Origin of the sequence: Sinorhizobium arboris LMG 14919 (assembly GCF_000427465.1) — a bacterium.
Taxonomy (GTDB): domain Bacteria; phylum Pseudomonadota; class Alphaproteobacteria; order Rhizobiales; family Rhizobiaceae; genus Sinorhizobium; species Sinorhizobium arboris.
The window spans coordinates 23,153-49,462 of sequence record NZ_ATYB01000009.1 but is presented as its reverse complement, the minus strand read 5'-3'; the positions used below and the strand labels follow the sequence as shown (position 1 = coordinate 49,462).

Annotated in this window: 19 protein-coding genes and 1 pseudogene; 15 read left to right on the top strand and 5 right to left on the bottom strand. The window is 61.2% G+C overall.

The window, feature by feature from the left end; all coding sequences use genetic code 11:
- Positions 1-227 precede the first annotated feature (227 nt).
- On the top strand, positions 228-1,985 hold the full coding sequence (locus tag SINAR_RS0108025; protein WP_027998619.1) for an adenylate/guanylate cyclase domain-containing protein: 1,758 nt from the start codon (positions 228-230) through the stop codon (positions 1,983-1,985).
- A 121-nt stretch (positions 1,986-2,106) separates the two neighbouring features.
- Here the strand turns inward: SINAR_RS0108025 and SINAR_RS0108020 are convergent, their stop codons facing one another.
- Together SINAR_RS0108020 and SINAR_RS0108015 are read right to left on the bottom strand one after the other, a co-directional pair.
- Positions 2,107-3,528, bottom strand: a complete 1,422-nt coding sequence (locus SINAR_RS0108020) for an RtcB family protein (protein WP_033057193.1) — start codon at positions 3,526-3,528, stop codon at positions 2,107-2,109.
- 775 nt (positions 3,529-4,303) lie between these two features.
- The gene (locus SINAR_RS0108015; protein ID WP_027998617.1) at positions 4,304-5,860 is read right to left on the bottom strand and encodes an RNA-binding protein; all 1,557 of its coding nucleotides are present in this window, start codon (positions 5,858-5,860) and stop codon (positions 4,304-4,306) included.
- A 211-nt stretch (positions 5,861-6,071) separates the two neighbouring features.
- On the opposite strand from SINAR_RS0108015, the gene rtcR reads away from it, so the two are divergent.
- Positions 6,072-7,712 carry an RNA repair transcriptional activator RtcR gene (gene rtcR, locus SINAR_RS0108010; RefSeq protein ID WP_027998616.1) on the top strand — a complete coding sequence of 547 codons (1,641 nt, stop codon included), beginning with the start codon at positions 6,072-6,074 and terminating at the stop codon, positions 7,710-7,712.
- Positions 7,713-8,151: 439 nt separating this feature from the next.
- Here rtcR and SINAR_RS0108005 read toward each other — a convergent pair whose 3' ends face one another.
- Positions 8,152-9,345 (bottom strand): citrate synthase family protein, encoded by a 1,194-nt coding sequence (locus SINAR_RS0108005; protein WP_027998615.1) that lies wholly within the window; start codon positions 9,343-9,345, stop codon positions 8,152-8,154.
- Positions 9,346-9,637: 292 nt separating this feature from the next.
- Between SINAR_RS0108005 and SINAR_RS01000000133145 the strand changes: the two genes are divergently transcribed.
- Positions 9,638-10,864 carry an MFS transporter gene (locus tag SINAR_RS01000000133145; protein WP_084617282.1) on the top strand — a complete coding sequence of 409 codons (1,227 nt, stop codon included), beginning with the start codon at positions 9,638-9,640 and terminating at the stop codon, positions 10,862-10,864.
- A gap of 189 nt (positions 10,865-11,053) precedes the next feature.
- Here SINAR_RS01000000133145 and SINAR_RS0107990 read toward each other — a convergent pair whose 3' ends face one another.
- Together SINAR_RS0107990 and SINAR_RS0107985 are read right to left on the bottom strand one after the other, a co-directional pair.
- The gene (locus SINAR_RS0107990) at positions 11,054-11,455 is read right to left on the bottom strand and encodes a hypothetical protein (RefSeq protein WP_027998614.1); all 402 of its coding nucleotides are present in this window, start codon (positions 11,453-11,455) and stop codon (positions 11,054-11,056) included.
- A 284-nt stretch (positions 11,456-11,739) separates the two neighbouring features.
- Positions 11,740-12,486 (bottom strand): dienelactone hydrolase family protein, encoded by a 747-nt coding sequence (locus tag SINAR_RS0107985; RefSeq protein ID WP_027998613.1) that lies wholly within the window; start codon positions 12,484-12,486, stop codon positions 11,740-11,742.
- Between the two features lie 54 nt (positions 12,487-12,540).
- On the opposite strand from SINAR_RS0107985, the pseudogene SINAR_RS0107980 reads away from it, so the two are divergent.
- From SINAR_RS0107980 to bioZ, 12 genes and pseudogenes are all read left to right on the top strand, one after another.
- Positions 12,541-12,803: pseudogene (locus tag SINAR_RS0107980) on the top strand (Tn3 family transposase); the annotation flags it as partial.
- Between the two features lie 347 nt (positions 12,804-13,150).
- Positions 13,151-14,650 carry an FAD-dependent oxidoreductase gene (locus SINAR_RS0107970; RefSeq protein WP_050577444.1) on the top strand — a complete coding sequence of 500 codons (1,500 nt, stop codon included), beginning with the start codon at positions 13,151-13,153 and terminating at the stop codon, positions 14,648-14,650.
- A gap of 371 nt (positions 14,651-15,021) precedes the next feature.
- Positions 15,022-16,296: a c-type cytochrome gene (locus tag SINAR_RS0107965; protein WP_234710579.1), complete on the top strand. Its 1,275-nt coding sequence runs from the start codon at positions 15,022-15,024 to the stop codon at positions 16,294-16,296.
- Positions 16,297-16,511: 215 nt separating this feature from the next.
- A complete protein-coding gene (locus tag SINAR_RS0107960; RefSeq protein WP_027998609.1) occupies positions 16,512-17,690 on the top strand; it encodes a PQQ-dependent sugar dehydrogenase in 1,179 nt (392 codons plus the stop codon).
- Positions 17,691-17,828: 138 nt separating this feature from the next.
- The gene (locus SINAR_RS0107955) at positions 17,829-18,455 is read left to right on the top strand and encodes a hypothetical protein (RefSeq protein ID WP_027998608.1); all 627 of its coding nucleotides are present in this window, start codon (positions 17,829-17,831) and stop codon (positions 18,453-18,455) included.
- A 1,331-nt stretch (positions 18,456-19,786) separates the two neighbouring features.
- Positions 19,787-20,119: a lysozyme inhibitor LprI family protein gene (locus tag SINAR_RS0107935; RefSeq protein WP_336884848.1), complete on the top strand. Its 333-nt coding sequence runs from the start codon at positions 19,787-19,789 to the stop codon at positions 20,117-20,119.
- A gap of 174 nt (positions 20,120-20,293) precedes the next feature.
- Positions 20,294-20,962 (top strand): GntR family transcriptional regulator, encoded by a 669-nt coding sequence (locus tag SINAR_RS0107930; protein WP_027998604.1) that lies wholly within the window; start codon positions 20,294-20,296, stop codon positions 20,960-20,962.
- A 199-nt stretch (positions 20,963-21,161) separates the two neighbouring features.
- Positions 21,162-22,181 carry a biotin synthase BioB gene (gene bioB / locus SINAR_RS01000000133140; RefSeq protein WP_033057191.1) on the top strand — a complete coding sequence of 340 codons (1,020 nt, stop codon included), beginning with the start codon at positions 21,162-21,164 and terminating at the stop codon, positions 22,179-22,181.
- Positions 22,178-23,323: an 8-amino-7-oxononanoate synthase gene (locus SINAR_RS0107920; RefSeq protein ID WP_027998603.1), complete on the top strand. Its 1,146-nt coding sequence runs from the start codon at positions 22,178-22,180 to the stop codon at positions 23,321-23,323. The genes bioB and SINAR_RS0107920 overlap by 4 nt, the downstream gene beginning before the upstream one ends.
- Positions 23,320-23,958: a dethiobiotin synthase gene (gene bioD / locus SINAR_RS0107915; protein ID WP_027998602.1), complete on the top strand. Its 639-nt coding sequence runs from the start codon at positions 23,320-23,322 to the stop codon at positions 23,956-23,958. The genes SINAR_RS0107920 and bioD overlap by 4 nt, the downstream gene beginning before the upstream one ends.
- Positions 23,955-25,223 (top strand): adenosylmethionine--8-amino-7-oxononanoate transaminase, encoded by a 1,269-nt coding sequence (locus SINAR_RS0107910; protein ID WP_027998601.1) that lies wholly within the window; start codon positions 23,955-23,957, stop codon positions 25,221-25,223. The genes bioD and SINAR_RS0107910 overlap by 4 nt, the downstream gene beginning before the upstream one ends.
- Positions 25,220-26,209, top strand: a complete 990-nt coding sequence (bioZ, locus tag SINAR_RS0107905) for a 3-oxopimeloyl-[acyl-carrier-protein] synthase BioZ (RefSeq protein WP_027998600.1) — start codon at positions 25,220-25,222, stop codon at positions 26,207-26,209. Before SINAR_RS0107910 ends, bioZ begins: the two co-directional genes overlap by 4 nt.
- Positions 26,210-26,310: the final 101 nt, after the last annotated feature.

Here is a 26,310-nt window from a genome sequence, read left to right as displayed (position 1 = left end):
CGAAAACGGACCTTCCTCCGAATGACGCCGTCCTTGCAATGGACCGCAACAATCCTTTGCAGTGACCGCTTCGCGGATTCTGTTCGGCACTCTCGTGAAGCGTCGCCACATGGCCGTCTCAGTGGTAACATGAACCAGCACGGTCGCGGTGTCGGGCAGCCGGATGGTGCATGTCGCGTCAATCGCCTGGGGCTTCATCCGGCGGATCTCCTGAGGGAGAGACAGCCATGGCAACTGCAAGAGCGGAGCGGCGGCTGGCCGCGATCTTGGCCGCTGATGTCGTCGGCTATTCCCGCCTCGTCGAACATGACGAGGCTGGGACGTTGTCGGCCCTGAAGGTTCTGCGCCGGGAGGTGATCGACCCGCTGCTTGCCGAGCATCAGGGCCGTGTCGTCAAGCTGATGGGCGACGGCGCGCTCGTGGAGTACGGCTCGGTCGTCGATGCAGTCGCATGCGCGGTCGCCATCCAGAAGGGCGTTGCCGAGAACCAGGCCGATATCCCAACGGAGCAACGCATCATCTTCCGGATCGCCGTCAATCTCGGTGATGTGATCCACGAGGTTGATGGGGATCTCTACGGCGATGGCGTCAACATCGCGGCCCGCCTCCAGACCTTGGCGGATCCAGGCGGCATTTGCATTTCCGGCACGGCGTACGATCATCTCCAGGGCAAGCTTGATTGCGACTATGAGTACCTCGGCGAACGCCAGCTCAAGAACATGGAGCGGCCGGTGCGACTGTACCGGCCGCTTCTGGGAGGGACGACCGCACGAACGGCATCGCCAAGGCCCGCACTTCCGGACCGACCATCCATTGCCGTACTGCCGTTCAGCGCCATGAGCGCCGACCCGGAGCAGGACTTCTTCAGCGATGGGCTCACCGAGGACATCACCACCGCGCTATCCAAGCTCAAGGGCTTCTTCGTGATCGCCCGCAACACGATGTTCACCTACAAGGGAAAGCCCGTGGATGTGCGCGCCGTCGGGCGCGAACTCGGGATCCGCTATGTTCTCGAGGGGAGCGTCCGCAAGTCCGGCAACCGCGTGAGGGTGACCGCGCAGCTCATCGATGCGGCCTCCGAAGCCCATCTCTGGGCCGAGAGGTACGACGGCGACCTCGGCGACATTTTCGTCATTCAGGACGAAATCACCACAAGCGTCGTCGGCCGCATCGGGCCGGAACTGCTGGCGGCAGAGCATGCTCGCGAAAGCCCCAAGCCGCATCATGGCCTTGATGCCTGGGAATGTGTCGTGCGGGCGGTGTTCCTGTGTTCCCAGTTGTCTGAGGAGAGCAGCCGAAAGATGCTCCCCCTGCTCGATCGGGCAATCGGACTGGCTCCCGATTATGCCCAGGCGCTCGCCATGAAAGGTTGGATTACGGTGTGGCGCGCGTTCCAGGGATGGGAGGACATGGGGTACGCCCTGGCCCTTGCCAGGGATACCGTCCAACAAGCCATTGCCGCGGACGATAAAGAACCGTGGGCCTACCTTGCGCAGGCGATGATAGCCTTTGCCACGCGTGACAATGTCCTGGCGATGGCAGCGATCAGCCAGGCTGTCGCTATCAACCCGAACTCCGCGTTTGCACACGGTCAGTTGGGACTTGCGCACGCCAACGGGGGCCGCGCGGCGGACGCCATTCCTTGCATCGACCACGCCCTCAGACTGAGCCCGCGCGAGGCTTTTCTCGGCGACTTTCAGTTTTACTACGCCATGGCTTATTTCCAGGGGGCGAATTACGAGCTTGGATTGAGTTATGCACGGGAGGCGCATCGCTTGCGGTCCGGCCACGCGGTTCCGCTGGTCATCGGCACGGCCTGTGCCGGGCTTCTGGACAACCAGGAGGCTGCCGCGGACTTGCTCGGACGGCTCAAGTCGCTTGTCCCTGACATCTCACGGGACGCGGTCGGAGCAACATCTTCTTTCGTCCGCGCCGACGATCGGGCGCGCCTGATCGAGGGACTTGCCCGTGCCGGCCTGAATTGACGGGTTGGATTGACCTCGAGAACCGATCGCTTGCCGATGAGGAGCGTTCCTGGACGGGAACTGCCGTGTTGAGCCAGGTCGAAAGGGCACCGCACCAGCAAGTGCGGTGCCCTTCTGACAATCATCCGCGACGTTTGCCGCGACGCCACGGAGCGTTGCTCTGCCAGTCGCCGGCCATGATGGAGCCATACGGGATGACCTCGTCGACGACTTCGGCGAGACCGTAATGCTCGATCTGCTTCTTCACGTGGGCGGCGTTCTTGTAGGCGCTAGGAAGCTCCGACACGTCGGGCGAACCCGCATAGAAGCGCACATCGAGACCTTTCGTCTCCTTCTCCATGATCGCCGCGATGTTGTTCGGGCTCAGACCGCGCGCGTCCGCGCCGTATTCCTCGCGGAGACGCCTGATGTGCGCGGTACGCGAGAAATTCCGACCGGCTCCATGAGGCGAGAAGCCAAGTCCGTTATCGGCGTTCGATCCGCGTACGATCAGGATCGGCTCCGCCATATTCATCGGGATGATCGTGAGATCGGTCGCGTCGCCGGCCCAATTATCGAAAGCGGGCGTGGCGCCCTTGCCGTGATAGAAGAGGCCGTCGGATTTCCGGAAGACGAAGTTGTGTTCATTCCAGAAGCGGTCACCGATCTTTGCCACAAGCTTCTCCGCCGCCATGTCGTGAATGGCGAAATGGTTCTCCTTCGTCCACTGACGGACCGCCTGCAGGGCCGACCAATAGATCTCCCCTTCTTCACTCTCCGCCGGTATCCAGGCATTTTCCCTCAGCGTTTCAGGAGAAAGCTGCTGGCGAAACCTGTCGGCGATCTTCATGCCCCTCTCGTAGAGCCGGGCGCCGGGCGCACGCGAGCCATGATGGGTGACGAGCGCCGGCTCACCGGTCGATCTCATTTGCCCCACATAGGCGAAGTGATTCCCGTCGCCCTGGGTGGCAAAATGATCAATGCCGACGCTCACCATCTCCCTCAGAAGCGGATTCTGCTGGAACGCCGCAAGCGTCGCCTCGGAAGGCTTGATCTGTGCGCCGCGCGGACGTCCGCCCGGACCGAAATGGGTCACCGTATGCACGGCGTCGAGCAGCGCCTTTGGCGACGCGTCCGGGAAGACCGAAATCGCCATCGAGCAGCAGATGTCGGCCGAATGCATTCCCGGATGAATGGCCTCCGAGGCGACCACACCCCCGACGGGAATCGTGCCGACCGGCCCTGACGGGCAGGCGTCCGGCATGATCGCCGCCGCCCGCACGACCGGTGTGCGGACAAGCTCCCGCATGGTGGCGTTCACCTTCTCGATGTTGTCCTGCTCATGGGCGTTTTCGGCGCGGATGTTCATGTGTATCGTCACGCCGTTATCCGATCGCAGCGGCAGGGTCGGTGCGGGCTGGTGTGCGCGAGCAGCAGCCAGAGCGTCGGCCATCGAGCCGCCGTCGTTCAACGCCTTGTTCGCTGCTTCGAGCGCCGCCCGAAACCATTTGCCCTGGCTCATGCCAGCATCGATCAAGTCCTGTCCGCTTATTACTTCGGTCATTTTCTTTTCTGCGTCTGCAGTCCTTCTGTTCCGTTCGTTTCTTCATCGCATCGTCCCGGCGACGAGAGTTGGCAGGACGCTTTACTGAGCTACGCGTTCCAACGGAACACGGGATGGATTGAACACCCGACCTGCCCGCCGAGTGTTCGGCGGGCCGCTCTACCCTGTAGTCCTGCCGGCATTCGCAGGGCATTCCGTTCCTTTCGGTTCCCCGATGCGGGGATATTCACAGCGGCGACGAGAGTGGACGAAACCGGATGGCCCCGCTCGTGCCAGAGAGCGCCGCCAAGGGTGGGAGTCGAACCCAACCAGACCATCCGATGGTGAGGCTGTAGTTCCGTCCGGCATTCGCCGCTGCCTGAAACAGCCTTGCCCGGAAAACTTCCTGCCGTTCCTCCACGACGGGAGATGACGGCAGCACAGGCTTCGAACCTGCAACTCCATTCGCGGAGCACCAGCGTCGTTTTCCAGGCATAAGCTGCCCGTCCATGGCGACGAGTGTTGCGAGAAACACTTCTTCCTTGCGGAAGGTGGGCTTCGAACCCACGACCCTGAGGGCTACCGATGGAGTTTCTCACGCATTCGCCATGTATTCGTCCGTGACGACGACAGTTGGAGAAACGTCCTGCTCTATCCGCTGAGCTACGGGCCATAATGGAGGGCCCGGCGGGATTCGAACCCGCGTCTTGGAGGGTTAACAGCCTGTAGTTTCATCCGGCATTCGTCACGGCCCCCCGCGCCGTTCAGGGCGGCGCGAGGAATTGCTTCGTTCGGGTCAAAGCTCGATCGCTTCGATGCTTTCCACCCAGGCTTCCGCTCCTTTCCTGTTGGCCGCGAAGGCCGCAATCACGTCGTAGACGGCGTCGGAGAAGCCGCCGATGTTGAGCACGTCGTCACGCGTGGGCGCCTGAGACGTGGCGTGCGGCTGGATGTCGAGGCAAACCAGCTTTGCATCCGGATTGACCCTCTTGATCCTCGCCCACTCGGTCATCACGGCGGTCGGCTGACCGCCACGGCGTGCGTCCACCCAGGATTCGTTGTCCGAGAGGAAGACCACGAGATCGACCTTCGCCTTCTCGCTGGCAAGCTTCCTCAGTGGCGCGGAGCAATTGGTTCCGCCACCACCGATCGCTGCCAGCTTGCCGGCATTGGTCATCACCGAATCCCGGCGATTGAGGTCGATGTGCACCACGTCGCTCTCGAATGGAAGCACCCGCGCCTTCGGGTTGCGCTGCAGGAAGGCTGCAGTCATCAGCCCGGCGACATCGATGCAGCGCACAGAAGACGTGGCCCCTTTTCGGTAACCAGTCGCCGACGAGCTCATGGAGCCGGATACGTCAGGGCAGAGCACGACACGGCCCTCGATCGCCGGCACGTTGGCGATCGCGATATCCATCGCCTCCTGCAGAGCGTTCCTTACGAGATCCGGAACCAGGCTGTCGGCCATCCTCCACGCTATCATCAGCTGATAGGGGAAGACCTTCGCCCTGCGGACTTCCGCGGGATCGGAGAGCCGTGCCGCCAGAGCCTGCGCGAACCCGTTCACCTCGAACACGCCGTTGCGCGCAAAGGTGTTGAGGTTCTGACGCAGCATCTGCCAGCCGCCCTGTCGGGCGATCTCGACCCAGTGCTCACGGGTGAGCGGCAGGGACGTCAGCAACTGAAACGGCACATCCGGCACCGGACCTCGCTGATCGCGCCGGAATGCCTCCAGCGATTTCACGAGATCCGGCAGTGCCGTATGCTCATACGGCTTGCCAATCGCCCAGGCGTAGAGCGCCTTGCGCTCCTCCGAGGACGGCTTCGGATGGACCATGCGGATCACGTCGGCGAGCGAAGGGTCGTTGCCGACCATTGCGCGCAGGATCTGCTCTGTGCTTGCGCGCTCGAGCCACGCCTGCACGGCCCTCTTCGGCCGCGTGCCGAGCGACTTGCGTCCAGCGGCGCCGGAGCGCATGACCTGAACGAAGCCACGCAGCATCTTGCCGCTTTTCACCACGCGCGGAAACGCACGGGCAAAAGCATCGCTCTGAAGGCTCGAAAGCATTGCCAGCAGAGTCACCGGCATGTCCTTCATGTAGCCCTTCTCGGCCGCATAGATCGCCACCTTGGCCAGGAATTCCGGCTCGACCTCGAGCGCGAGGGCTTTCACCGCTTCGAGCTGCTCGGCGCCGTCCGCGTAGAAGGTGCCGTTGAAGGTCCCGGTTATGGCATACTGTGCCAGCGCTTCCCGGGCGGTCAGGCGATAAGCCGGAGCGCCTTCATGGTTCGCTGCGTCCGCACGCGGAAGCAGTTTACCGAGATAGGATTTGAAGAATGCCTTGTTGACCATGACAGCACCTCTTGATCGGTTCGTGCCAAATACATTTCAAGAGGCGTGCCAATTTCGGAGATAGGCGCAGAAGAACGACGCCGCTCTGCCTTATATGATTGAAACTAAATAACAAAAAAATATGGATGAACCGTCAATCGCCGGTTGCGCGACTAACGAGGCAGCAGCTATCTTAGCTGCATCTATAGGATTTTATAAATTTGGATAGGTCATGAAGCGGCGCGTTGCTATCAGCATTTTGGGAACCACGCTTGACTTGGGCAAGCGGGAAGACCGCTGGAGCCGCTGGCGACCAAATGTCGGGTTGTGCCAGCAATCGGGCCTCTTCATCGACAGGCTGGAGCTCATTCACGACAACCACGCCGAGGCTCTAGCCAGGCGGATTATTGGTGACATCGAAACCGTATCGCCGGCGACGGAAGTTCGCCGCAACCTTATAAACTTCAAGGACCCCTGGGACTTCTCCGAGGTCTATACCCGTCTCAGAGACTTTGCCCGCAGCTATACGTTCGACCCGGACGAAGAGGATTATCTCGTCAACATCACAACCGGCACACATGTGGCCCAGATTTGTTGGTTCCTGCTCACAGAGGCCCGGATCATTCCTGGCCGATTGCTCCAGCTCTCTCCCCCGCGGGAGCGGGAGCCGGGGGAGAACTTCGCCGGAACGCACCGGATCATCGATCTCGACCTGTCGCGCTACGACGAAATCGCCAAGCGGTTCGCTTCCGAACGCGAGGACGCCACATCCTTTCTGAAATCGGGTATTTCCACTCGCAGTGCCGCCTTCAACCGTATGATCGACGAGATCGAGCGCGTCGTCATCCGCTCGACGGCACCGGTGCTGCTGACCGGTCCGACCGGAGCGGGCAAGTCCCAGCTTGCGCGCCGGATCTATGAGCTCAAGAAAAACCAGCGCAAGGTGAGCGGGCAATTCGTCGAGGTCAACTGCGCGACCCTGCGCGGCGACCACGCGATGTCTGCCCTGTTCGGCCATGTGAAGGGCGCATTTACGGGAGCGGCCGGCGAACGTGCCGGGTTGCTCAAATCGGCCGATCAGGGCGTGCTCTTTCTCGACGAAATTGGGGAGCTCGGATTGGACGAGCAGGCGATGTGCCTGCGCGCGATCGAGGAGAAGCGTTTCCTGCCTGTCGGCGCCGACCGCGAAGTCTCGGCTGATTTTCAGTTGCTTGCCGGCACCAATCGCGATCTCGGTGAGGAAGTGCGGAAGGGCAGATTCCGCGAGGACCTTTATGCTCGCCTTAACCTGTGGACGTTCCAGCTGCCGGCGCTCCGCGAGCGCAAGGAGGACATTGAGCCCAACATCGAATTCGAGCTGAGGCGCTATCTGGAGCGCGAGGGCCAGAACGTCACTTTCAATAAGGAGGCGCGCGAGCGCTATGTCGCTTTCGCCACCAGCCCGCAAGCAGTTTGGAATGCGAACTTCCGCGACCTCTCGGCCTCCATAACGCGAATGGCTACTCTCGCCCCCCATGGCCGCATCACCGTCGAGGTCGTCGCTGACGAGATCCGCAGACTGAATTCATTCTGGCGACCGTCGGCGGATGTTTCTGATGCTGACTCGAGTATCGCAGAGCTCTTGGGCGCCGATGCAGCCGCGCGCCTCGATCAATTCGATGCCGCCCAACTGGCCGCTGTTCTTCGGGTCTGTCGCGAGCATGTGACAGCGAGCGCCGCTGGGAGAGCGCTGTTCGCAAGCTCACGTCTGGAAAAGAAGAGCAGCAACGATGCTGACCGTCTCGTGAAATACCTCGCCCGATTCGGCTTAAAATTCGACGACGTAACGAGGCGGAATGCAGGAGGACCCGTAACCGGCCTCGGCGGCGTCTGATGTCGTCGGGCTCAGCGTGTCCGCGGTTCGAATCCGTTCAAGGCGCGGGGGTATTGACTGTCAAAAGGAACGTGTGGCCAATACTCTGATGGTGGATCGATAAGGGTTCGGGTGCTGGAAATTGGCATTGGCATTTTGTTGCCGAGCGGCAAGACACGCGTTAGCGCACACAACGGTCGGAACCGATGATCTTGCGTCCAAGTGTTCCCGTTCTGTGCCTTGAAGATCGCATAACCATCGACGGAACACAGGGTGGGTAGGGATGGCCTTCGCCAGCGACGCTAACGCAGTTCCGTTGTCCACCCAGTAAACGGGTCAAACTGCGCGCGCGAATTGGCTTCAGCGCATCAGGCGCCGGGCTGTGTGCTCCGTTGCTTTGTGATCGGCGCCATGCTGGTGCGACATTGCCGCGGCGCTCCTGAGGTCCATTGGCCGACCTCTACCGGAGGCCGACATAGCGCGCCCGAGGTCTGATCAATCGATCATCCAGATACTGCTCTATAGCATGACCAATCCAGCCTACCACCCGACCGATCGCAAGAAGGCTCAGGCCTGTGTGAGCCGGCAAACCAAGATGCAACGAGAGTATTGCCAGCGCGCCGTCGAAGTTGAGATGCCTGCCGGTGATTGATTGCGCGACAGCAGCGGCTCTGTGAAGCGCAAGGCTCTCGGAAGAGGTGAACTCCCGCTCCATCAACGTCAGCAAAGTCCTGGCCCGCGGATCGCCTTCCGGGTAAAGAGGATGGCCAAACCCTGGAACCGCGTCTCCCCGGCGCATCCAGGCAGAGACGGCCTCTGCGGGATCGTGTTCCCTCATCATCTCACGCAGCAACCGCAGTGCGCGTTCGATTTCACCGCCGTGCCGCGCACCTTGCAGGGTGGCCAAGCCGGCGGCAGCAGCGTGATACAACGGAGCGCCTGCGGAGGCGGCGACTCGAACTGTGAAAGTCGATGCGTTCAGTTCATGATCTGCCGCGAGTATAAGGGCTGACCGCACCAGATGTGCGTGGCTGCCAACCTGCCAGGCGAACGACAATGTCTCATGCACTGCCGTCGCACTGGGTTGCATGTCCGTTACAAGCGAGGCCATGAGGCGCAGGACACGCGCGCCGGTTTGGGATGCGCCACGCCTCGAACGATCATATGCCCGCAGGTCCATTTCACCGATGAGTGGAAGCAGGGCCTGACACAATACCAGGGGACGATCGGCCTTTCCGGCATGTCGCATAGCCGCGAACTCGGCCGGAATACGGGGCGGAGCCTCCTGGAAGACATGGTCTTCGCTGCAATCCCAAATCAGAGTCGCGACCGACTCCAGGCTGGCGCTGGCCGTGGCCAACAGCGAGCTGTCCCTGCCTCTAAAATATAGCCGCTTGCCGTCCGTATAGGTGATCTCGGAATCGAGCAGCGGAGAGCCGAAGCTCAAAATGCTGCCCCCGTCCGCGTGCTTGGCGATTTTGTTCTTTTCGGCAAGAGCCCGGATGTCGGTGGCGAGATAGCGTCTTGACCGGCTACCTGGCCGCGCCTCGGACTGGACAATCCCCCTGCTGACATAGGCGTAAAGCGTGGCCACGCTCACATTCAGTTCCGCCGCCGCTTCCTTGGCGGTCATGTATCCAGCGGTTTCGCCCATGGCGGCTTCGGAACCTTAATATTGAATCAATCAATCAATATTGACCACATCCAGTGCGCGTGTAAAGACCTCGCGCAATCAAAGGTAAATCGATTGACCTGGAGTCTAAATGCCTTGGAAATTCGGAATAATTGGCATGGGGCCGCGTGGTCGTTGGCCGAGAATACGGCGGAGCCGCAATGACCAACGCTGAAGTAGCCAGCCTTGTCTTTCGTGGAGATAACGAAGAGCACCTGCAGGCGCGCGCGAAGACGCTCGAGAGCTGGTTCCACGCCAATTCGGAATGGTCGGCATGACTGAAGGTTCGTCGGCGGCAAGGGCCGTCGAACCGATTTGGTCACCGCTCGGAAACCGCCTGTTCCGGTCGCTGTGGATTGCCAACGCCGTCTCTAATCTCGGCACGTGGATGCAGGGCATGGGGGCTGCGTGGCTGATGGCCCAACTCAGCCAATCCGCGCAGATGGTGGCTCTGGTGCAAGCCGCGATGACGCTGCCAATTTTCCTCCTGGTCGTCCCTGCCGGCATCCTTGCAGATCGCCACGATCGACCGACCTTCCTGTTGGCCACACATGCCCTCATGGCGCTCTCAGCCTTGGGTTTAAGCCTCATGATCACCGCCGGTTTGGCGACTCCACAGATACTGTTGGCCGGTACGCTGGTGATTGGCTGCGGTGCAGCGCTGACGATGCCGGCCTGGCAGGCGGCAGTTTCCACGCTCGTCGAGCCCGGGCAGATCCACAGTGCGGCGGCGCTGAATGGCATGAGCTTCAATTTTGCGCGCGCGGTCGGGCCGGCCCTGGCTGGCTTCATTGCCCAGGCAGCGACCATTGCAACCATCTTCTGGATCAACGCCGTGTCCTTCCTTGGGCTGATCCTTGTCTTCTGGCGATGGCGAACCGGCTCCGCTCGCATCCGTGCAACGAAGTCTGAGCCACCGTGCGAGACGATGGCAATGGGCTTCTCGGCGATGTTGAGCGACAGCCGATTTCGCAGCCTGCTTGTGCGCACCTTTATCTGTTTCTTTGGTGCCAGCAGCATGTGGAGTCTCCTGCCAGCCTTTGCAGCTCTCCAACTTCAGATGGAGGCTGCAGAAGTCGGACTCCTGATGGGAACAATCGGCGTGGGCGCCGTGCTCGGAGGGACGCTTCTTCCGAGGCTCAAAGCCAAAATCGGCATCAATCGCCTCATTGCCGTTGCTTCGACGCAGCTCGGCTTGGCACTCTTGCTTGCTGCCTGGAACGGCACGTCCGTCGCCATTTGGGTGTCCATGCTGGCAACAGGGGTGGGGTGGGCCTTCATTGTGTCCAGTCTCAATGGATCTGCGCAGATCATGTTCCCCAAATCCATCCGCGCCCGCGCTATTTCGGCTTACCTGATGGTCATGTATGGCGCTACGACGAGCGGAAGCTGCTTGTGGGGCGCCCTTTCTGCCTACAGCGACGTAAGCACCACCTTCATCGTATCGGCCTGGATGCTGATCCTCTCACCCCTCCTTACGTCGCGGTGGCCCGTTGAATAAACGGAATGTCATTGCGCCGAGACGTGCAGCAGAATGCGCCCGTCGATCTTCGAGTCCAATAGAGGCGAGCCATAGGAGTCGATGTCCCGGACCGGGCGGGATGTTGCGGCCGCGCTCAATAGCTGGAAATCTGCTGCGCTGACTGTTGCGTCTACGGCACTCTCGAGGACTCCTGCGGCGGGCGCACGTTTAGCCGCTCAAAAACTCTGGGCGGCAATAATCCTGCATAAAATCGAGCTGGCAAGCAAACCATGCGAATGCGACTCCTACCGCGACGAAGACGAGCGACAGCAGCACCAGCAACACCGTTGCGATGACGGCGAGGGATGCACCAAATATGCTCCTCGTCTGGAGAAAGTGAACGACAAGTCCGATTGGACCTGTGAGTGCCACAAGCCATCTGAGCCATTTGGAAATCGAACGCCCGCGCTTCACCGCGTCCAACTGCGCCCACCACAGCATAATAAACGTCATGATCATGGCGTTTACCAAGTTCGTCACATAGCCAGCGTCCACCAGTGTAAGTGACGTGAGAAAACCCCAGATGATACAATAACTATAAAGGGCGAGGAGCGCTGGATTGACGTACATACAATGAGTCACCTTTGAGGCGCTGTGAAAATTGATCGGAAATCTTGGTCTACTCTAGGGGAATGCGTTAAAATGGCGCTTTCATCGAAGTTAAGTTAGTGTGCTCCTTATCGGAGCGTGGAAAATATAGAGCACCTGTAGCAAAGCACATTGACTCAACCAAGGCCTGTCCGAGCTTCTTCAGAGAAAAGAACGTCTAAGGAAGTATCTGGGCAGTAAGGGGTCGGTTCCGGTAGGGGGCGAAATGACACGCTAAGCCATTTCTGGCGCTGCCTCTCCTGGATTTATCGCAACTGCAATGTCAGAAAGTCGGCCGCGCTACGATGAGCTGATTGTGCCTGTCGCGCGCCTGACTTTAGAAAGAAATCATGCGCAGCGCCCTCATAGGTATCAAGAGAAGCCGCTCCGCCCAAAGCTTGCGCCTTTCGACGCAATTCCTGTCCTACAGACAACGGAAAAGTTCGATCGGCGCTGCCCCAAATCAATAAGAGTGGTGGCAATGGGCGTACCGGTTGGGGGTAGCCGCTTGGGAAGGCACCATCGACGAGCACCAGGGCGCCTATCTCTCTTGTTTCAACCGACGCAGCGGCGGCAATCTGTGCTCCGAGAGATATTCCGAGCACGCCGACCTTGCCGGTATATTGGGGTTGCGCCTTAAGATAGGAAATAACGTCGTGGACTGCCGATGTCCAATCGGGCAACCGCTTGGCGTAGTACCTGACACGGGCGCTTGCGTTTCCAGCACTCTCGATCGATTCAAGATCGGCCGAGGAAAGCACATGAACAAGGTACGTGTCGAGGCCGGCCGTGCTAAACGTCTGCCCAATCTCATCATAGCTGGCTGCACCAAACCCCCTGCTACCGCTCAAGATCAGCACCGCCGGACGCGACCCCGTTCTTCCACTCGCAAAGCGCTCAACCAGAATATGGCCCGTCGACGCTGGTATCGCAATCCGTTGGCGAGCTGTCGCATGCGCACACTCGAATAGAGCAAACAGTAGGGCGAACATAGTGGCGAAGACTTTGCGCATAGACGACCTCGGATTTCCTCTCGATGTTTTCGGGTGTTGCAGTGCCTTCTTGAGGCAGGTCGGCAGGTTGGGGAACAATATGCCGATACGGCCGGCTTCACGGATCACCTTTTCGGCATCAGCGCCATGCTCGGCTATCGCCTCATCCTGCGTATTCGTGATTTGCCATCGAAACGGCTCTACGTGTTCAATCCTGCAGCAACGCCGAAGGATTTGGGCGGCCTGGGCGGTGGCAAATCCGGGAAGAGCTGATCGTCGCAAATTGGCCCGATCTATTCCGGTGCGCCGCCACGATGGCTGAGCTGGGCGCACATCCTGTTGACGGGCGAATATCTCTGGCCCATCGAGACAACCGCTTAGGGTGTCATTCCGCGCCCAGCTGGAACCGACCCCAGTAACGCGCTGAGGAAAGCGTGGTCCCCGCGGCCATGAGAAATGGCGGCCGCTCCTAAAGTTTTTGATGCTTATGCGGCAGCCGATGGGCCAGATAGTTCCGCATCTGACGAAGCGCATCTTCGCGCGTCAGGCCCGCCGACTGCAGGCCCAGCCTTCATATGCCACAGTTCGTTTCGGGGAATTCAAGAGGATGGCGCTTTGAAGGCCGCGCCCGGCGTGTCGAGTAGGGTCCGGAACATTCCCGTGCGGCTGTGGTTATCGAAATCACATGCAATCGTGGGACGCCGTTTGGATGGTCAACTTGCCGGGAAATCGCGGAAGCTGCTGGGTGGCAACCGCCGGCCGGACGGGCTATCCGCTTCTCGATAGTTCGATACATGCCGAAACCGTTGTCGTCGGAGGCGGGATCGTCGGACTCACGACAGCACTTCGTCTCCGCGAGGCGGGGCGCTCGGTGATCCTTGTCGAAGCCCTTGAGATTGGCAAACAGGTGACGGGCCGCTCGACAGCGAAGATCACTACACAGCACGCACTAATCTATCGCCATCTGATCGACACTTGCGGTGTGCCGACGGCGCGCAGCTATGCAGAGGCGAATTCGGCCGGAGCCGAACTGATCAAGGACTGGATAAAGGAACATGCGATCGCCTGCGATCTGGAGCGCAAGAATGCATACACCTACGCCACGACCGCAGAAGGACACGGCGAAATCATAGCCGAGGCTGAGGCCGCGCGCCAAGTCGGGCTGCAAGCGGAGGTACTCGATCGCGCTCCGCTTCCCTTCGAGACGGCAGGAGCGCTCTGCTTTGCCGATCAGGCGCAATTCAATCCGGCGCAGTATCTCGTCGGGTTGGCGCGCGCCGTGGCGAATCGGGGCGGGCGCATATTCGAGAAGAGCCGCGCGATCCTGATAGGTGAAGCGAGCCGGTGGCGCGTCGTCACGGCTCACGGTACAGTTCATGCCGAAAACGTGGTCGTTGCGACCAACATGACCGTCAAGAGCCCGGTGGGAATGGCCAACCGGACGCAGCCTCGGTGCCACACCGCAATGGCTTTCCGCGTCGGCGATCCGTCCGTCATCGATGGCATGTTCATTGGTATCGACGACCCCACGCATTCGATACGAACGGGTCGGGATGGCGACGGTCCGCTACTCGTGGTGCTGGGGCCGAAATTCAACACTGGACAGGATGGGAACGTCGCGGCGCGGTTCGTCGATCTGGAGGAATGGTCGCGAAAGAACCTGCCTGTCGGGGATGTTGCCTGGGGTTGGTGCAATGAGGACTACGACACGGCGGATCGGGTTCCCTATGTCGGCGAACCCGATCCAGAGAACGCTCCGGGCTTTCATATCGCTACCGGCTTCAACGCCTGGGGCATCAGCAACGGGACCGCGGCCGGCATGATGATCGCGGACGTGATCCGGGGAGGGTCCAGTCCCTGGCACAATCTCTACAACCCGACGCGGCCCTATCCCAAGGACTTCCATAAAAATGGCGACAGCCAATCCATCGTCCAGAGCACGAACGACATCCGGGCCGGCGAAGCCGGGGTCATTCAGAGAGGCGACGAAAAGATCGCGGTCCGCCGGGATGCTGACGGATCTCTGCATGCCGTCTCCGCAACCTGCACGCACAAGGGCTGCACGGTCACGTGGAACAATGCCGATTGCACCTGGGATTGTCCCTGCCACGGTTCGATCTTTGCCTCCGATGGAACGGTGATCCACGGTCCGGCACGCCAGCCGCTTATCCCAGTGGATCTGTGAAACAGCCTTTAAAAGCTGTGCGTCTTCTGCTCAAAGCGCCCCTTCTGCATTCCCAAGCCCGCGCCTCCAGCCGTCCGGCTATACCAATTGCTCAGTTCGCTACGCCGGTCACAAGGGACAACCACAGCATAGCTCGGGCTGAGCTCCCCGAGCCGTCGGAACCTTGCGAACTGCTACCGGAAGTGAGGTGAACCTTTGTAAATTAGAACATTTTAATGTATCGTATGGCGGCATTTTTCCTTTGACGTGGATCGCATTTCGCGAGTCGACGCATCGACCGCGGGGAGGGATATGGCATGCCTCGACGCCTCGCTGCGGCGATATTTTTGCCGCTTCTTTTCTTTTCAACTTCGATCCCATCCGCCGCTCAAATGAGCGGCAAAGCCTCTACGCGGGGCAAGGATTTCGACGCGGCTGCGACCGAGCAGGCCATGCGATATCTGGAGGAAGGCCGCGAGACGTTCCGCTACGATACGTTCGGCAGCGAGGATTTCTGGGGAGGCAAGCTGAAGCTTCACGAGGCGATCGCCGGCGAGAAGCTGGGCGGCAAAGGGCCTGGTCTCAGCCCAAAGAAGGCGCTCGAGCTCGGTTTGAAAGTCGACGTCAACGCTATCCCTAAGGATGTAGCCGAGGCGCTCAACAAAGGCGAGGTGGACCTTGAAGATCCGGCGAGCACCCTTGCTTTGTTGAAAGCCAATGCGGTTGTCGGAGTGACGGGGTTCTTCGCCGAGGATGGAAAGGCCTTGAGGTCGGTGGGAATTCAGTGTGCCGTGTGCCACTCGACCGTCGACGATGCCTACGCGCCGGGCATCGGCGCGAGACTGGACGGCTGGCCGAACCGCGACCTCAACATCGGGGCAATTGTTGCCCTCGCACCTGACCTGAGCACCTTCAGCGACATGCTGCAGATTTCCGAGGCGGAGGTGAAGAAGGCCATCGAGGCATGGGGACCTGGCAAATTCGATGCCGAGCTCAATCTGGACGGAAAGGCGTTCCGGCCGGACGGAAAGACGTCCGCCACCCTCAATCCGCCCGCATTCGGTTTGGCAGGCGTGAACAACCATACCTGGACCGGAGCTTGGGGCACTGTCAGCTATTGGAACGCCTATGTCGGCAATCTCGAAATGCACGGCAAAGGCACGTTCTACGACCCACGCCTTGACGACGCTGAGAAGTACCCCGTCGCCGCCAGAACAAAGCAGGGCCACAAGCAGGACACGGAAGACCGGATCACCGGCAAACTGCCAGCGCTCCACTTCTATCAGCTTTCGTTGCCAACTCCGAAGCCCCCCGGCGGCACCTTCGACAGCGCAGCGGCGGAGAAGGGGGAGGCCCTTTTCAATGAAAAGGCCAAGTGCGCCACCTGCCATGTGCCACCGCTCTTCACGGAGCCCGGCTGGAACCTGCATACGGCAGATGAGATCGGCATCGATGATTTTCAGGCGATGCGATCCCCGGACGAGCGTTATCGCACCGCGCCATTGCGGGCGTTGTGGAACATGGAAAAGATCCACAAGGGAGGGTTCTACCATGACGGCCGGTTCGCGACGCTCGAGGACGTCGTCAGGCATTACGACCGTCACCTCAAACTCGATCTCACCGACGAGGAGAGGAGCGATTTGATCGAGTACCTGAAGTCGATCTGACCGCTATTCGTGGGCGTTGGCAGGTCTCGAATCTGACAGTTAGGCAAGATCATGAAAAAGGATCGCGCTCAGGTGGATAAGACCCCGGCAAGGACGCTCAAGCCAAGCGGTATCCCGGGCGGAAATGCTTGGTGCGGCCGGTGCCGCTTCTACGAACCGCGGCCGGCCTGATAAGAGGCCAAGGAAAGACACGTCGGCTGGAGAGGAGGGTAGATATGATGACGCGAGCCGCATTGCTGGCGAGTATCTTGCTGTTCCCGACGGCGGCATGGGCACAGCAGGAAGGCGTCCTCCACAGCGTGGAAACAAATGTCTTCAGGCCGAAACATCAGACCTTCAGCGAGGATATCCTGAAGCGGCTCAAGGTGCCCGATGGTTTCGAAGTGAGCATCTTTGCTCATGACCTCGGCAATGCCCGCATGATGGCAGTGGCGGAAGACGGCACCGTTTACGTGACGCGACCCGAGGAAAAGGACGTGATCGCCCTGAAGGACGGCAATTCAGAGCCGCGCGTGGTGGCATCCGATCTCGAGGGCATCCACGGCATCGCGATCCGAGATGGCCGCATGTTCCTGGCCACCGTGCATTCGGTGATGGTGGCCGGCCTGAATGCGGATGGCACGATCGGCGAGATGGAAACGGTCATCGACGACCTGCCCGACGGCGGCCAGCACGGGCGGCGAACGCTCGGCTTCGCGCCTGACGGAGCGCTGCACATCAATGTCGGCAGTTCCTGCGATGCCTGCTTCGAAAGCAGCGGTGAGAAGGCTGCCAACCTACGCCTTGACCTCGACAGCAGGAAGCGGACGGTTTTCGCGAGCGGTTTGCGGAACATGCTCGGTTTCGATTGGCATCCAGAAACGGGTGTGATGTGGGGCGTCGACCACGGCGTCGACCATCTTGGCGATGACCTCCCCGGCGAGGAGTTGAATAAGATCGAAGACGGCGCGCACTACGGCTGGCCCTTCTGCTATGGCGATCGGCAGCCCGATTGGGCGAGCTTCACGATGCCGGAGGGCGCGCCCAAGGACGAGTTCTGCAGCACCAGGACCGTCGGGCCGGCGCTGACGTTCGACGCGCATGCTTCCGTCATCAACATCCGCTTCTACGGTGCGGAGCAGTTTCCGGAGGAATTTCGCAACGATGCCTTTGTTACTCTGCGCGGCTCGGCAAACCGGGCGGATCCGGCCGGCTATAAAGTGGTGCGCGTCAACTTCGACAAAGGCGAGCCAACCGGATCGGAAGACTTCCTGACCGGTTTCTTGAGCGATGACCGAAAAATGGAGTTCGGCCGCCTTGCTGGGATCGCGATAGCGCCGGACGGGTCACTGCTCGTGTCTGAAGACACGAACGGGGTGATTTACAGGATCAGCTATAAGGCCGGCGCAAACTGAACCGTCCAATTCGATCCGTGCTGGGCAATTTCCGCCTGAAGATTTCGCCTCCGGCGGGGCTGAAGTCACAAGAATTCGATTTTACGCCGACCCATTCCCGCAATAGGCTCAGCTATATGGACATGCGGGAGGAATACCATGAAACGCAGGCTCGCTTTGGTCCTGGCCGCTCTGGCCTGGCCGCCGCTGTCGGCCACTGCTCAGGACACCACTATGAGCTTCTTTGTCACCAGCGCTAATCCGGGCAAGGGCGGCGATCTCGGAGGACTTGCCGGAGCCGACGCCTATTGTAATTCTCTGGCGACGGCGAGCGGTTCGACGGGCAAGACCTGGAGAGCTTATCTCTCCACCGGCGGGGAGAACGCCAAAGACCGGATTGGAACGGGGCCTTGGTACAACGCCAAGGGCGAAAAGATCGCCGACGATGTCGCCTCGCTTCACAGTGATGGCAACAACATCACGAAGCAGACCGCGCTCAACGAAAAGGGTGAAGTCATCCCCGGCCGCGGCGACACTCCGAACCGCCACGACATACTGACCGGCTCCAAGCCCGATGGAACCGCCGCGCCGGAAACCTGCGGAAACTGGACGATGGGCAGTGCGGAGGGCGCTGCGATAGTTGGCCACAGCGATCGCACTGGATTGGACGATTCCGCCGCAGCTAAATCCTGGAACTCTTCGCATTTGACGCGAGGCGGCTGCTCACTGGAGGCGTTCAAGAGCACGGGCGGAGACGGTCTCTTCTACTGCTTCGCAGTGGACTAGACCAGGCGGGGAGACACGTCCTGCGTGCGGTGGAGCGCTACGTCTTCAATGCGTGTTCGAGCGGGACGGCTCTTTTGGCCTCCGCGCGCTCCTTAAGCAGAATGGCGCGGATAAGCCTGCTGCGAAAATCTGCGGCATACAATATTGCGTGAGCCGCGCGGACGCAGCGCTCTCCGTTCCTTATGAATGGGCTGATAGATGCGGTTTGGAACGTTGATCGCCTCCTTTTGATCGTCCGCTTTTGTCCCGAGTTCAGACCTCTTCGAGGACGGCGATGTCGCCGGGGCCAAGACGGTGCGCCTCAAGGAGAAATCGAAGGCCTGCGCCGGCAGATGCAGTCGCTTAAGGAGATCGGCAATCAGGTCGAGGCCTCACCGGACAAACAGGTCTCCCTAACCGACCCCGATGCCCGATCGATGGCAACCAGCGGCAAAGACACCGGCATTGTCCGCGATTGCCACATGGCTATAAAAGCTGGCGTCCACTACCCAGGATACCACCTGGTTGAAGATGTCGACCCGCCAGTTCCTTGCGTCTGGCCTGAATGTTCGGGAATTGCTGCCCGCCTAAAATAGGGAAAACCGCTCTCTATAAGGCTCGAGCCCTAAGTAAAAAATTATCCATAAAGGCCATGTTTGCGAAAGCGACTAGGGCATGAATTGTCAAGTTTAGTGATAATTGCTAATTCCTAAGAAGAGAGAAGCGGCGAAGGGTTGTATGCAATGCGTGTATTCGCCAGCGATACCGTCGATACGACCCCGCAATTCGATAAAAACGGCGAGCCGAATTTCGATATCCACGGAAATTATCAGGGATGTCACGGAGTGGGTTGCCTAGTCGATAACCCCGACAATCCCAACTAAAGGAGCATTCCTCAGCCGAACCAAATTTGTCGGCCTGAGGACCTATCCGCCAGGCATCGACTCGGAATTCAAGTGCCGAGAGTACCCAGTCTGCTCACATGGAGGGGGCCGCCTATGAGACCGGCAATAAATCTTACTATAGCTGTAAGGCGGCATTCTTCGCAGACGATGAATCTCCCGCCATCCTGTACAGCCTGTTCAAGGATAAATCCGGGGCCGACGTAACGCGGTCCGTTGCCTACAAGCTGGCAGATGGTCTCGTCGTTGCCATCGAGATCTCACAGGTGACGACAAACTGAGAATGCCGGCGTTGTAGGGATGCCTTGAACAGCTGACCGCCAGCAAGAGGCGGCAATTCAGAGCCAAGCGAGGATAGCAATCATGCGAAACGTGCTTCTTCTTCCTGCCGCAATGCTTTTACCTGCACTAGTTCTGGCTCCTACCGGGGCCAGCGCCGATGACGCTTGCATGAGCAAGGCGATGGACCAGGCGTCGATGAACGACTGCGCCGATCAGGATTTCAAAAAGTCCGACGCTGAGTTGAACAGGCTCTACAAGGAAATCGAAGCGCGCCTGAAGGATGACGCCGACACGAAGAAACTACTGGTTACAGCGCAGCGCGCCTGGGTTTCCTATCGTGACGCCGAATGCACGCTGCAGCGCGCCGGCGTCGGTGGCGGCAGCATGGGGCCGATGATCTATTCCATGTGCCAGGCGATCTTGACGGAAGCGCGCATCAAGGACTTCCAGAACTACCTCAACTGCAAGGATGACGTCTGCCCGATTCCTGCCGCCGACTAATGGCGCGTTAGGTCAAGTTGCCACAAGGCTTTCTCCGGACCGGCCATGACGGTTTCGCATACCGCGCCCGGAAAGCCTTCCAACGGCCGGTTAGATCAAAATCGTTGCTGAGCACAGCGGCGGCAATCTTCTGTCCGGCTCGACAGCGAGGCTGCCGCAAATTATCTATAAAATATGACCACTACGAACGAAGACACGATTGCCACCCGCATCTGCCGCATCCTTGCCGATCGGATTGTGACGGGCGTACTGGAGCCGGGCACCAAGCTCCGGCAGGACCATATCGCCGAGGAGTTCGGGACGAGCCATGTGCCCGTGCGCGAAGCGTTTCGGAGGCTTGAAGCCCAAGGGCTGGCCGTCAGTGAGCCGCGCCGTGGGGTTCGGGTCGCGTCGTTCAGCCACAAGGAGGTTCGCGAAGTTGCGGAGATGCGGGCGGCCCTCGAAGTCCTGGCGCTTCGCCATGCGGCTCCGCACCTGACACCTTCAATCCTGGATGAGGCCGAACAGGCGACGGCCGAAGCCGACACCGCCTCTGACCTGCGCGCCTGGGAGGATGCGAACCGGCGCTTCCACCGGCTGATTCTCGCGCCTTGCGGCATGCCGCGCCTGCTTGCCGCCATCGACGATCTGCATGCGGTCAGCGCCCGCTTCCTGTTTGCGACCTGGCGCTCGGACTGGGAAGTCAAGCCCGACCACGACCACAGGTCAATCCTGACCTTCCTTCGTCAGGGCAAAACCGAGAACGCCATCGCCGTGCTGGAGCGTCACGTTCAGAGGATCGGCCAAAAACCGGTGAAAAACACGGCCGGTTCCACGCGCGCCACCTTCGCGATCATCGGCTGACCGCCACGCTTAGCATATTGTGTTTGCAGCATTTTCCGGTTCCGGGCGAGAGTTCGCCACGGTCGGGAGATCCCGCTTTAGTTGAAATTTTGAAACCGCTCGCCGTCTAGGCGGTTGCTGTAGCCTTTGGCGAGCTAAATTATAGATAAAACCTGAATCTATCTATATTGACCGTTACGCGCAGGAGGAATCCCCAGGAATGCTCGACACACAAGCATCAGGAGACGGAGTTGCGGCGGAATCCAGGGCCGGGGCAGAGCGTTGGGTTCTCGCCGAGGCCGTAAAAATCTATAATTTGCCGTTCAACGATCTTGTCTTCCGCGCCCAGTCCGTCCATCGCGCGCATTTTGATCCCAACGCCGTGCAGATGAGCCGGCTCCTGTCGATCAAGACCGGCGGCTGCGCGGAGGATTGCGGCTATTGCAGCCAGTCGGCGCATTACCCGACCGGGCTCAAGGCATCGAAGCTGATGGAGGTCGAGCGGGTCGTCGCGGAGGCCGAGAAGGCCAAGGAGGGCGGAGCGACGCGCTACTGCATGGGGGCCGCCTGGCGGAGCCCGAAGGAACGGGACATGGCGACGATCGTCGCCATGGTTGAGGGCGTCAAGGCGCTCGGCATGGAAACCTGCATGACCCTCGGCATGCTGACGCCGGCGCAATCGGAGCGGCTGGCGCATGCCGGCCTCGACTACTACAACCACAATATCGATACGTCCGAGCGCTTCTACAGCGAGGTCATCACCACCCGGACCTTCGCCGATCGGCTGGAGACGCTTGCCAATGTGCGCGAGGCGGGAATCAAGGTCTGCGCCGGCGGCATCCTGGGCATGGGCGAGACGGTCGACGATCGTATCTCCATGTTGGTGACGCTCGCCAATCTTCCAACCGCCCCGGAGAGCGTGCCGATCAACATGCTGATCCCCATCCCCGGATCGAAGCTCGCCGGCGCACCGCCGGTCGATCCGATCGATTTCGTCCGCACGATCGCGCTCGCCCGCATCCTGATGCCGCAATCCCACGTCCGTCTCTCGGCCGGCCGCACGGGCATGAGCGACGAGATGCAGGCGCTCTGTTTCTTCGCCGGCGCCAATTCGATATTCGTCGGCGAGACGCTGTTGACGGCTGACAACCCGGGCGAGGACCATGACGCGGCGTTGTTCCGCCGCCTCGGGCTGAAGCCGATGGAACTGCATCCGGCCGAACCGGAGCCGGGCGAATGACGCCGGGCGCTCTCGTCCGTTATGAGAGGACGCTGGCGGGGCTTAAGCGCAAAGGGCGGAGCCGGGCGCTTGCGCCCCGGCATGGTGTCGATTTCACTTCGAACGACTACCTGGCGCTGGCCGATTCGCCGCGCCTCAAGGCTGCCATTGCAACAGCGATCGACCGCGGCCTGCCGGTCGGCGCCGGCGGCTCGCGGCTGTTGCGCGGCAACCATCCGGAGCATGAGGCGCTGGAGGCGGAAGCGGCCGAATTCTTCGGCACGGAACGGGCGCTCTTCTTCGGCAGCGGTTATGCGGCCAATGTGGCGCTCTTCTCTACCCTGCCGCAGCGCGACGACATCATCGTTTATGACGCGCTGATCCATGCGAGCGCGCGCGACGGCATCGCCGCGAGCAAGGCCGAAGGGGTTGCCGTGCCGCACAACGATGTCGACGCTTTTGCCGACGCGATCCGCACATGGCGCGCCGCCGGTGGCACCGGGCATCCGTGGATTGCGGTCGAAGGCCTCTACTCGATGGACGGCGACCGGGCGCCGCTCGCCGAACTCGCTGCGCTCGCGGAGCGGCATGACGCCTTTCTGGTGATCGACGAGGCGCACGCGACCGGCGTTTTCGGCCCCGGCGGACGCGGTCTTTCCGCTGCCCTGGAGGGCCGGGACAATGTCGTCGTGCTGCATACTTGCGGCAAGGCGCTCGGGGTTTCGGGCGCATTGCTCGCCGCAAACGCGATCCTTTGCGACTATCTCGTCAACCGCGCCCGCGGCTTCATCTATTCGACTGCGCCGTCGCCGCTGACGGCCGCCGTAGTGCGCGAGGCATTGAGGATACTCGCGGATGAGCCGCAGCGCCGAGCGGCCTTCGATGAGCGCAGGACCTTCGCCAATGACGCACTTGCGACAACGCTCGGCATAGAGGGCAGCGGATCACAGATCCTGCCGGTAGTGATCGGCGACAATGCCAAAGCGGTACGGATAGCGGCGCGGTTGCGCGGCGAAGGCTTCGATATCCGCGCAATCCGTCCGCCGACCGTTCCCGAAGGCACCGCGCGGCTCCGGATCTCGATCACGCTGAATGTCGATGCAACGGCGATCGCCGAGATGCTGGAGAGGCTGAAGATCGCGATCGCGGAGGAGCGGCCATGAAAGCGCGCCTCGTGATCACCGGAAACGATACCGGCATCGGCAAGACGGTCTTTGCCGCAGCACTCACCGATGCCCTTTCCGGGTACTATTGGAAGCCGGTGCAGTCCGGGCTCGAGGGCGCAACGGACAGCGAAACCGTGCGGCGGCTCGGGCAGGCAGCGCCCGACCGCATCCTGCCTGAGGCCTACAGGCTTACGACACCTGCCTCGCCGCATCTCTCTGCCAAGCTCGACGGCGTCACCATCGTGCCGGACGATCTTTCGCCGCCAGAGACCGACGCGCCGCTCGTCATAGAAGGGGCGGGCGGGCTTATGGTGCCGCTTACGGAACAGACGATCTTTGCCGACGTCTTCGCGCGCTGGCGGATTCCCGTTGTCCTCTGTGCCCGCACCGGGCTCGGGACGATCAATCACACGCTCTTGTCGCTCGAAGCGCTTCGCGCTCGTTCGATCCCGATCCTCGGCGTCGCTTTCATCGGCGACGAGCAGGCGGACAGTCAGGCCATTATTGCCGCGCTCGGACAGGTCCGCACCCTCGGTCGGTTGCCGCGGCTCCAGCCGCTGACGCCGGATGCTCTGCGGCAAGCTTTTCGCGCCCATTTCGACATCGACGCCTTCCGCGAGGCCCAGATATGAGAACGTCGCCTGTCTGGCACCCTTTTACCCAACATGCGCTCGAAGGCCCGATGAAGCGGATCGTCAGCACCGAGGGCGCCTACCTTATCGATGAGGATGGCGCCCGGATCCTCGATGCGATCTCGTCCTGGTGGGTGATCACCCACGGCCACCGGCACCCCGCAATCATGGAGGCGATCCGGCATGCTTCGGAGACCTACGACCAGATCATCTTCGCCGAATTTACCCATGCGCCGGCGGAGGAGCTTGCCGGCGGGCTGATCGGGATCGCGCCTCCCCGGCTGAAGCACGTGTTCTATTCCGACAGCGGCTCGACTGCAGTTGAAGTGGCCTTGAAAATGGCGCTTGGCTTCTTCCACAATATCGGGACCCCGCGCAGCCGGATCTGCGTCCTGGAGCACGGCTACCATGGCGACACGATCGGCACGATGTCGGCCGGCGAACGCGGCGTCTTCAATGCCGCCTACGAGCCGCTTCTCTTCGCCGTCGATCGGCTACCGTTTCCCGAAGCCGGCCGCGAGCAGGAGACGCTCGACACCTTCGAGGTCTTCTGCGCTTCCGGTCAGGTGGCGGCACTGCTCGTCGAGCCGCTGGTGCTCGGCGCCGGCGGAATGAAGATCTATCCGCCCGCCGTCCTCGCAGAACTGAAGCGGATCGCCGAGCGCCACGGCAGCCTCGTCATCGCCGACGAGGTGATGACCGGATGGGGCCGGACAGGCAGTCTTTTCGCCTGCGAGCAGGCGGGGATTGCTCCCGACATCCTTTGTACTTCGAAGGGGCTCACAGGCGGCGCGCTGCCGCTGGCGGCGACCCTTTGCTCCGCCGAGATCTTCAATGCGCATCTTTCGACCGATCGCCGCAAGACGTTCTTTCATTCGAGCTCCTATACGGCCAACCCGATCGCCTGCGCGGCCGCCCTTGCCAATCTCGAGATCTGGAAGACGGAGCCGGTCGGGGCGCGCGTCGAGGCGCTTGCGGCGAAGCAGGAGATCCACCTGCGGCGCTTCGAAGGCGATCCGCGTTTCTGCAGCATTCGCCAGGCCGGCACCATCGCCGCGCTCGACCTCGCCGTGCCGGTCGGCGGCTATCTGTCCGACGTCGGTCCGCGGCTTCGCGCCTTCTTCCGTGAGCGCAGGCTTCTCATCCGGCCGCTCGGCAATGTCATCTACATGATGCCGCCCTATTGCGTCACCGAGGCCGATCTTGACCGGGCCTATGGCGCGATCGACGAGGCGGCGTCGGCCTTCGCGGCAGGGCGGCTATGAGCGCCGTCCGGTCGTCACGCCTTGCCGGCTTCGGCCATCACGTGCCGGCACGGCGCGTCGAGAATGCCGAGATCGAAACGAGGCTCGGCCTCGAGCCGGCTTGGATCGAGCGGCGGACCGGCATCCGCGCGCGGCATTGGGTGGACGAGGGTGATACGCTGAGCGGACTTGCGGCAAAAGCAGGTGAGGCGGCGCTTCAGGATTCGGGCATTTCGCGGGGCGACATTGCTCTGACGCTGCTTGCAACCTCGACGCCCGACCACCTGCTGCCGCCTTCAGCGCCGCTGCTTGCCCATCGGCTCGGCCTTGCCAATTCCGGTGCTATCGACCTTGCCGGCGCCTGCTCGGGCTTCCTTTACGCGCTGACGCTCGCAGATGGTTTCGTCCGCGCGCAGGGAAGACCGGTGCTTGTCGTTGCCGCCAATATCCTCAGCCGTCGGATCAATCCGGCGGAAAGGGCGAGCGCTGTGCTTTTTGCCGATGCCGCCGGCGCCGTCGTCCTTGCGCCTTGCGACGATCCGGACAAGGGGCTCATCGGCATCGATCTGGCATCGGACGGGAACTGCTACGACCTGATCACGATACCCGCCGGCGGCAGCAGCCGGCCCTTTGCGCCGAACATGCCTGCGGAGGATGTGCTGATGACGATGCGGGACGGACGGGAGTTGTTCGTCCGCGCCGTGGAGATGATGACAGCCTGCGCAAAGCGCGCGCTCGCCGATGCCGGTCTTGGTTCTGCGGACATCAGCCGCTTCGTGCCGCACCAGGCGAATGTCCGGATCTTCGATGCGGTTTGCGGCAATCTCGGCATCGACCCGTCAAAGACCGTGCGGACGATCGAGGACCACGGCAATTCCTCCGCCGCGACAATCCCGCTGTCGCTCTCGCTTGCGCAGCGGCATAGGCCTTTCGCGTCAGGAGAAAGGGTATTGCTGACGGCGGCTGGCGCGGGCCTGACCGGAGGGGCGGTGATCGTCGGCATCTAGGATTGGAACCCGAGCGGGCGGCACACCGGGGAAGACCTCCGGCCTCGGGATGGGAGCCCATCGCAGATAGCAACGTGCCCAGCTACCTTCTTTCTCTGGCC

Coding starts and splice junctions, on each gene's coding strand:
- SINAR_RS0107910 (WP_027998601.1), top strand. CDS start 23,955: ATGAGAACGTCGCCTGTCTGGCACCCTTTTACCCAACATGCGCTCGAA.
- SINAR_RS0108020 (WP_033057193.1), bottom strand. CDS start 3,528: ATGACCGAAGTAATAAGCGGACAGGACTTGATCGATGCTGGCATGAGC.
- SINAR_RS0107985 (WP_027998613.1), bottom strand. CDS start 12,486: ATGCGCAAAGTCTTCGCCACTATGTTCGCCCTACTGTTTGCTCTATTC.
- SINAR_RS0107990 (WP_027998614.1), bottom strand. CDS start 11,455: ATGTACGTCAATCCAGCGCTCCTCGCCCTTTATAGTTATTGTATCATC.
- SINAR_RS0107970 (WP_050577444.1), top strand. CDS start 13,151: ATGCAATCGTGGGACGCCGTTTGGATGGTCAACTTGCCGGGAAATCGC.
- SINAR_RS01000000133145 (WP_084617282.1), top strand. CDS start 9,638: ATGACTGAAGGTTCGTCGGCGGCAAGGGCCGTCGAACCGATTTGGTCA.
- SINAR_RS0108025 (WP_027998619.1), top strand. CDS start 228: ATGGCAACTGCAAGAGCGGAGCGGCGGCTGGCCGCGATCTTGGCCGCT.
- SINAR_RS0107955 (WP_027998608.1), top strand. CDS start 17,829: ATGAAACGCAGGCTCGCTTTGGTCCTGGCCGCTCTGGCCTGGCCGCCG.
- bioZ (WP_027998600.1), top strand. CDS start 25,220: ATGAGCGCCGTCCGGTCGTCACGCCTTGCCGGCTTCGGCCATCACGTG.
- rtcR (WP_027998616.1), top strand. CDS start 6,072: ATGAAGCGGCGCGTTGCTATCAGCATTTTGGGAACCACGCTTGACTTG.
- SINAR_RS0107960 (WP_027998609.1), top strand. CDS start 16,512: ATGATGACGCGAGCCGCATTGCTGGCGAGTATCTTGCTGTTCCCGACG.
- SINAR_RS0107935 (WP_336884848.1), top strand. CDS start 19,787: ATGAGCAAGGCGATGGACCAGGCGTCGATGAACGACTGCGCCGATCAG.
- bioB (WP_033057191.1), top strand. CDS start 21,162: ATGCTCGACACACAAGCATCAGGAGACGGAGTTGCGGCGGAATCCAGG.
- SINAR_RS0107920 (WP_027998603.1), top strand. CDS start 22,178: ATGACGCCGGGCGCTCTCGTCCGTTATGAGAGGACGCTGGCGGGGCTT.
- SINAR_RS0107930 (WP_027998604.1), top strand. CDS start 20,294: ATGACCACTACGAACGAAGACACGATTGCCACCCGCATCTGCCGCATC.
- SINAR_RS0108005 (WP_027998615.1), bottom strand. CDS start 9,345: ATGGGCGAAACCGCTGGATACATGACCGCCAAGGAAGCGGCGGCGGAA.
- bioD (WP_027998602.1), top strand. CDS start 23,320: ATGAAAGCGCGCCTCGTGATCACCGGAAACGATACCGGCATCGGCAAG.
- SINAR_RS0108015 (WP_027998617.1), bottom strand. CDS start 5,860: ATGGTCAACAAGGCATTCTTCAAATCCTATCTCGGTAAACTGCTTCCG.
- SINAR_RS0107965 (WP_234710579.1), top strand. CDS start 15,022: ATGAGCGGCAAAGCCTCTACGCGGGGCAAGGATTTCGACGCGGCTGCG.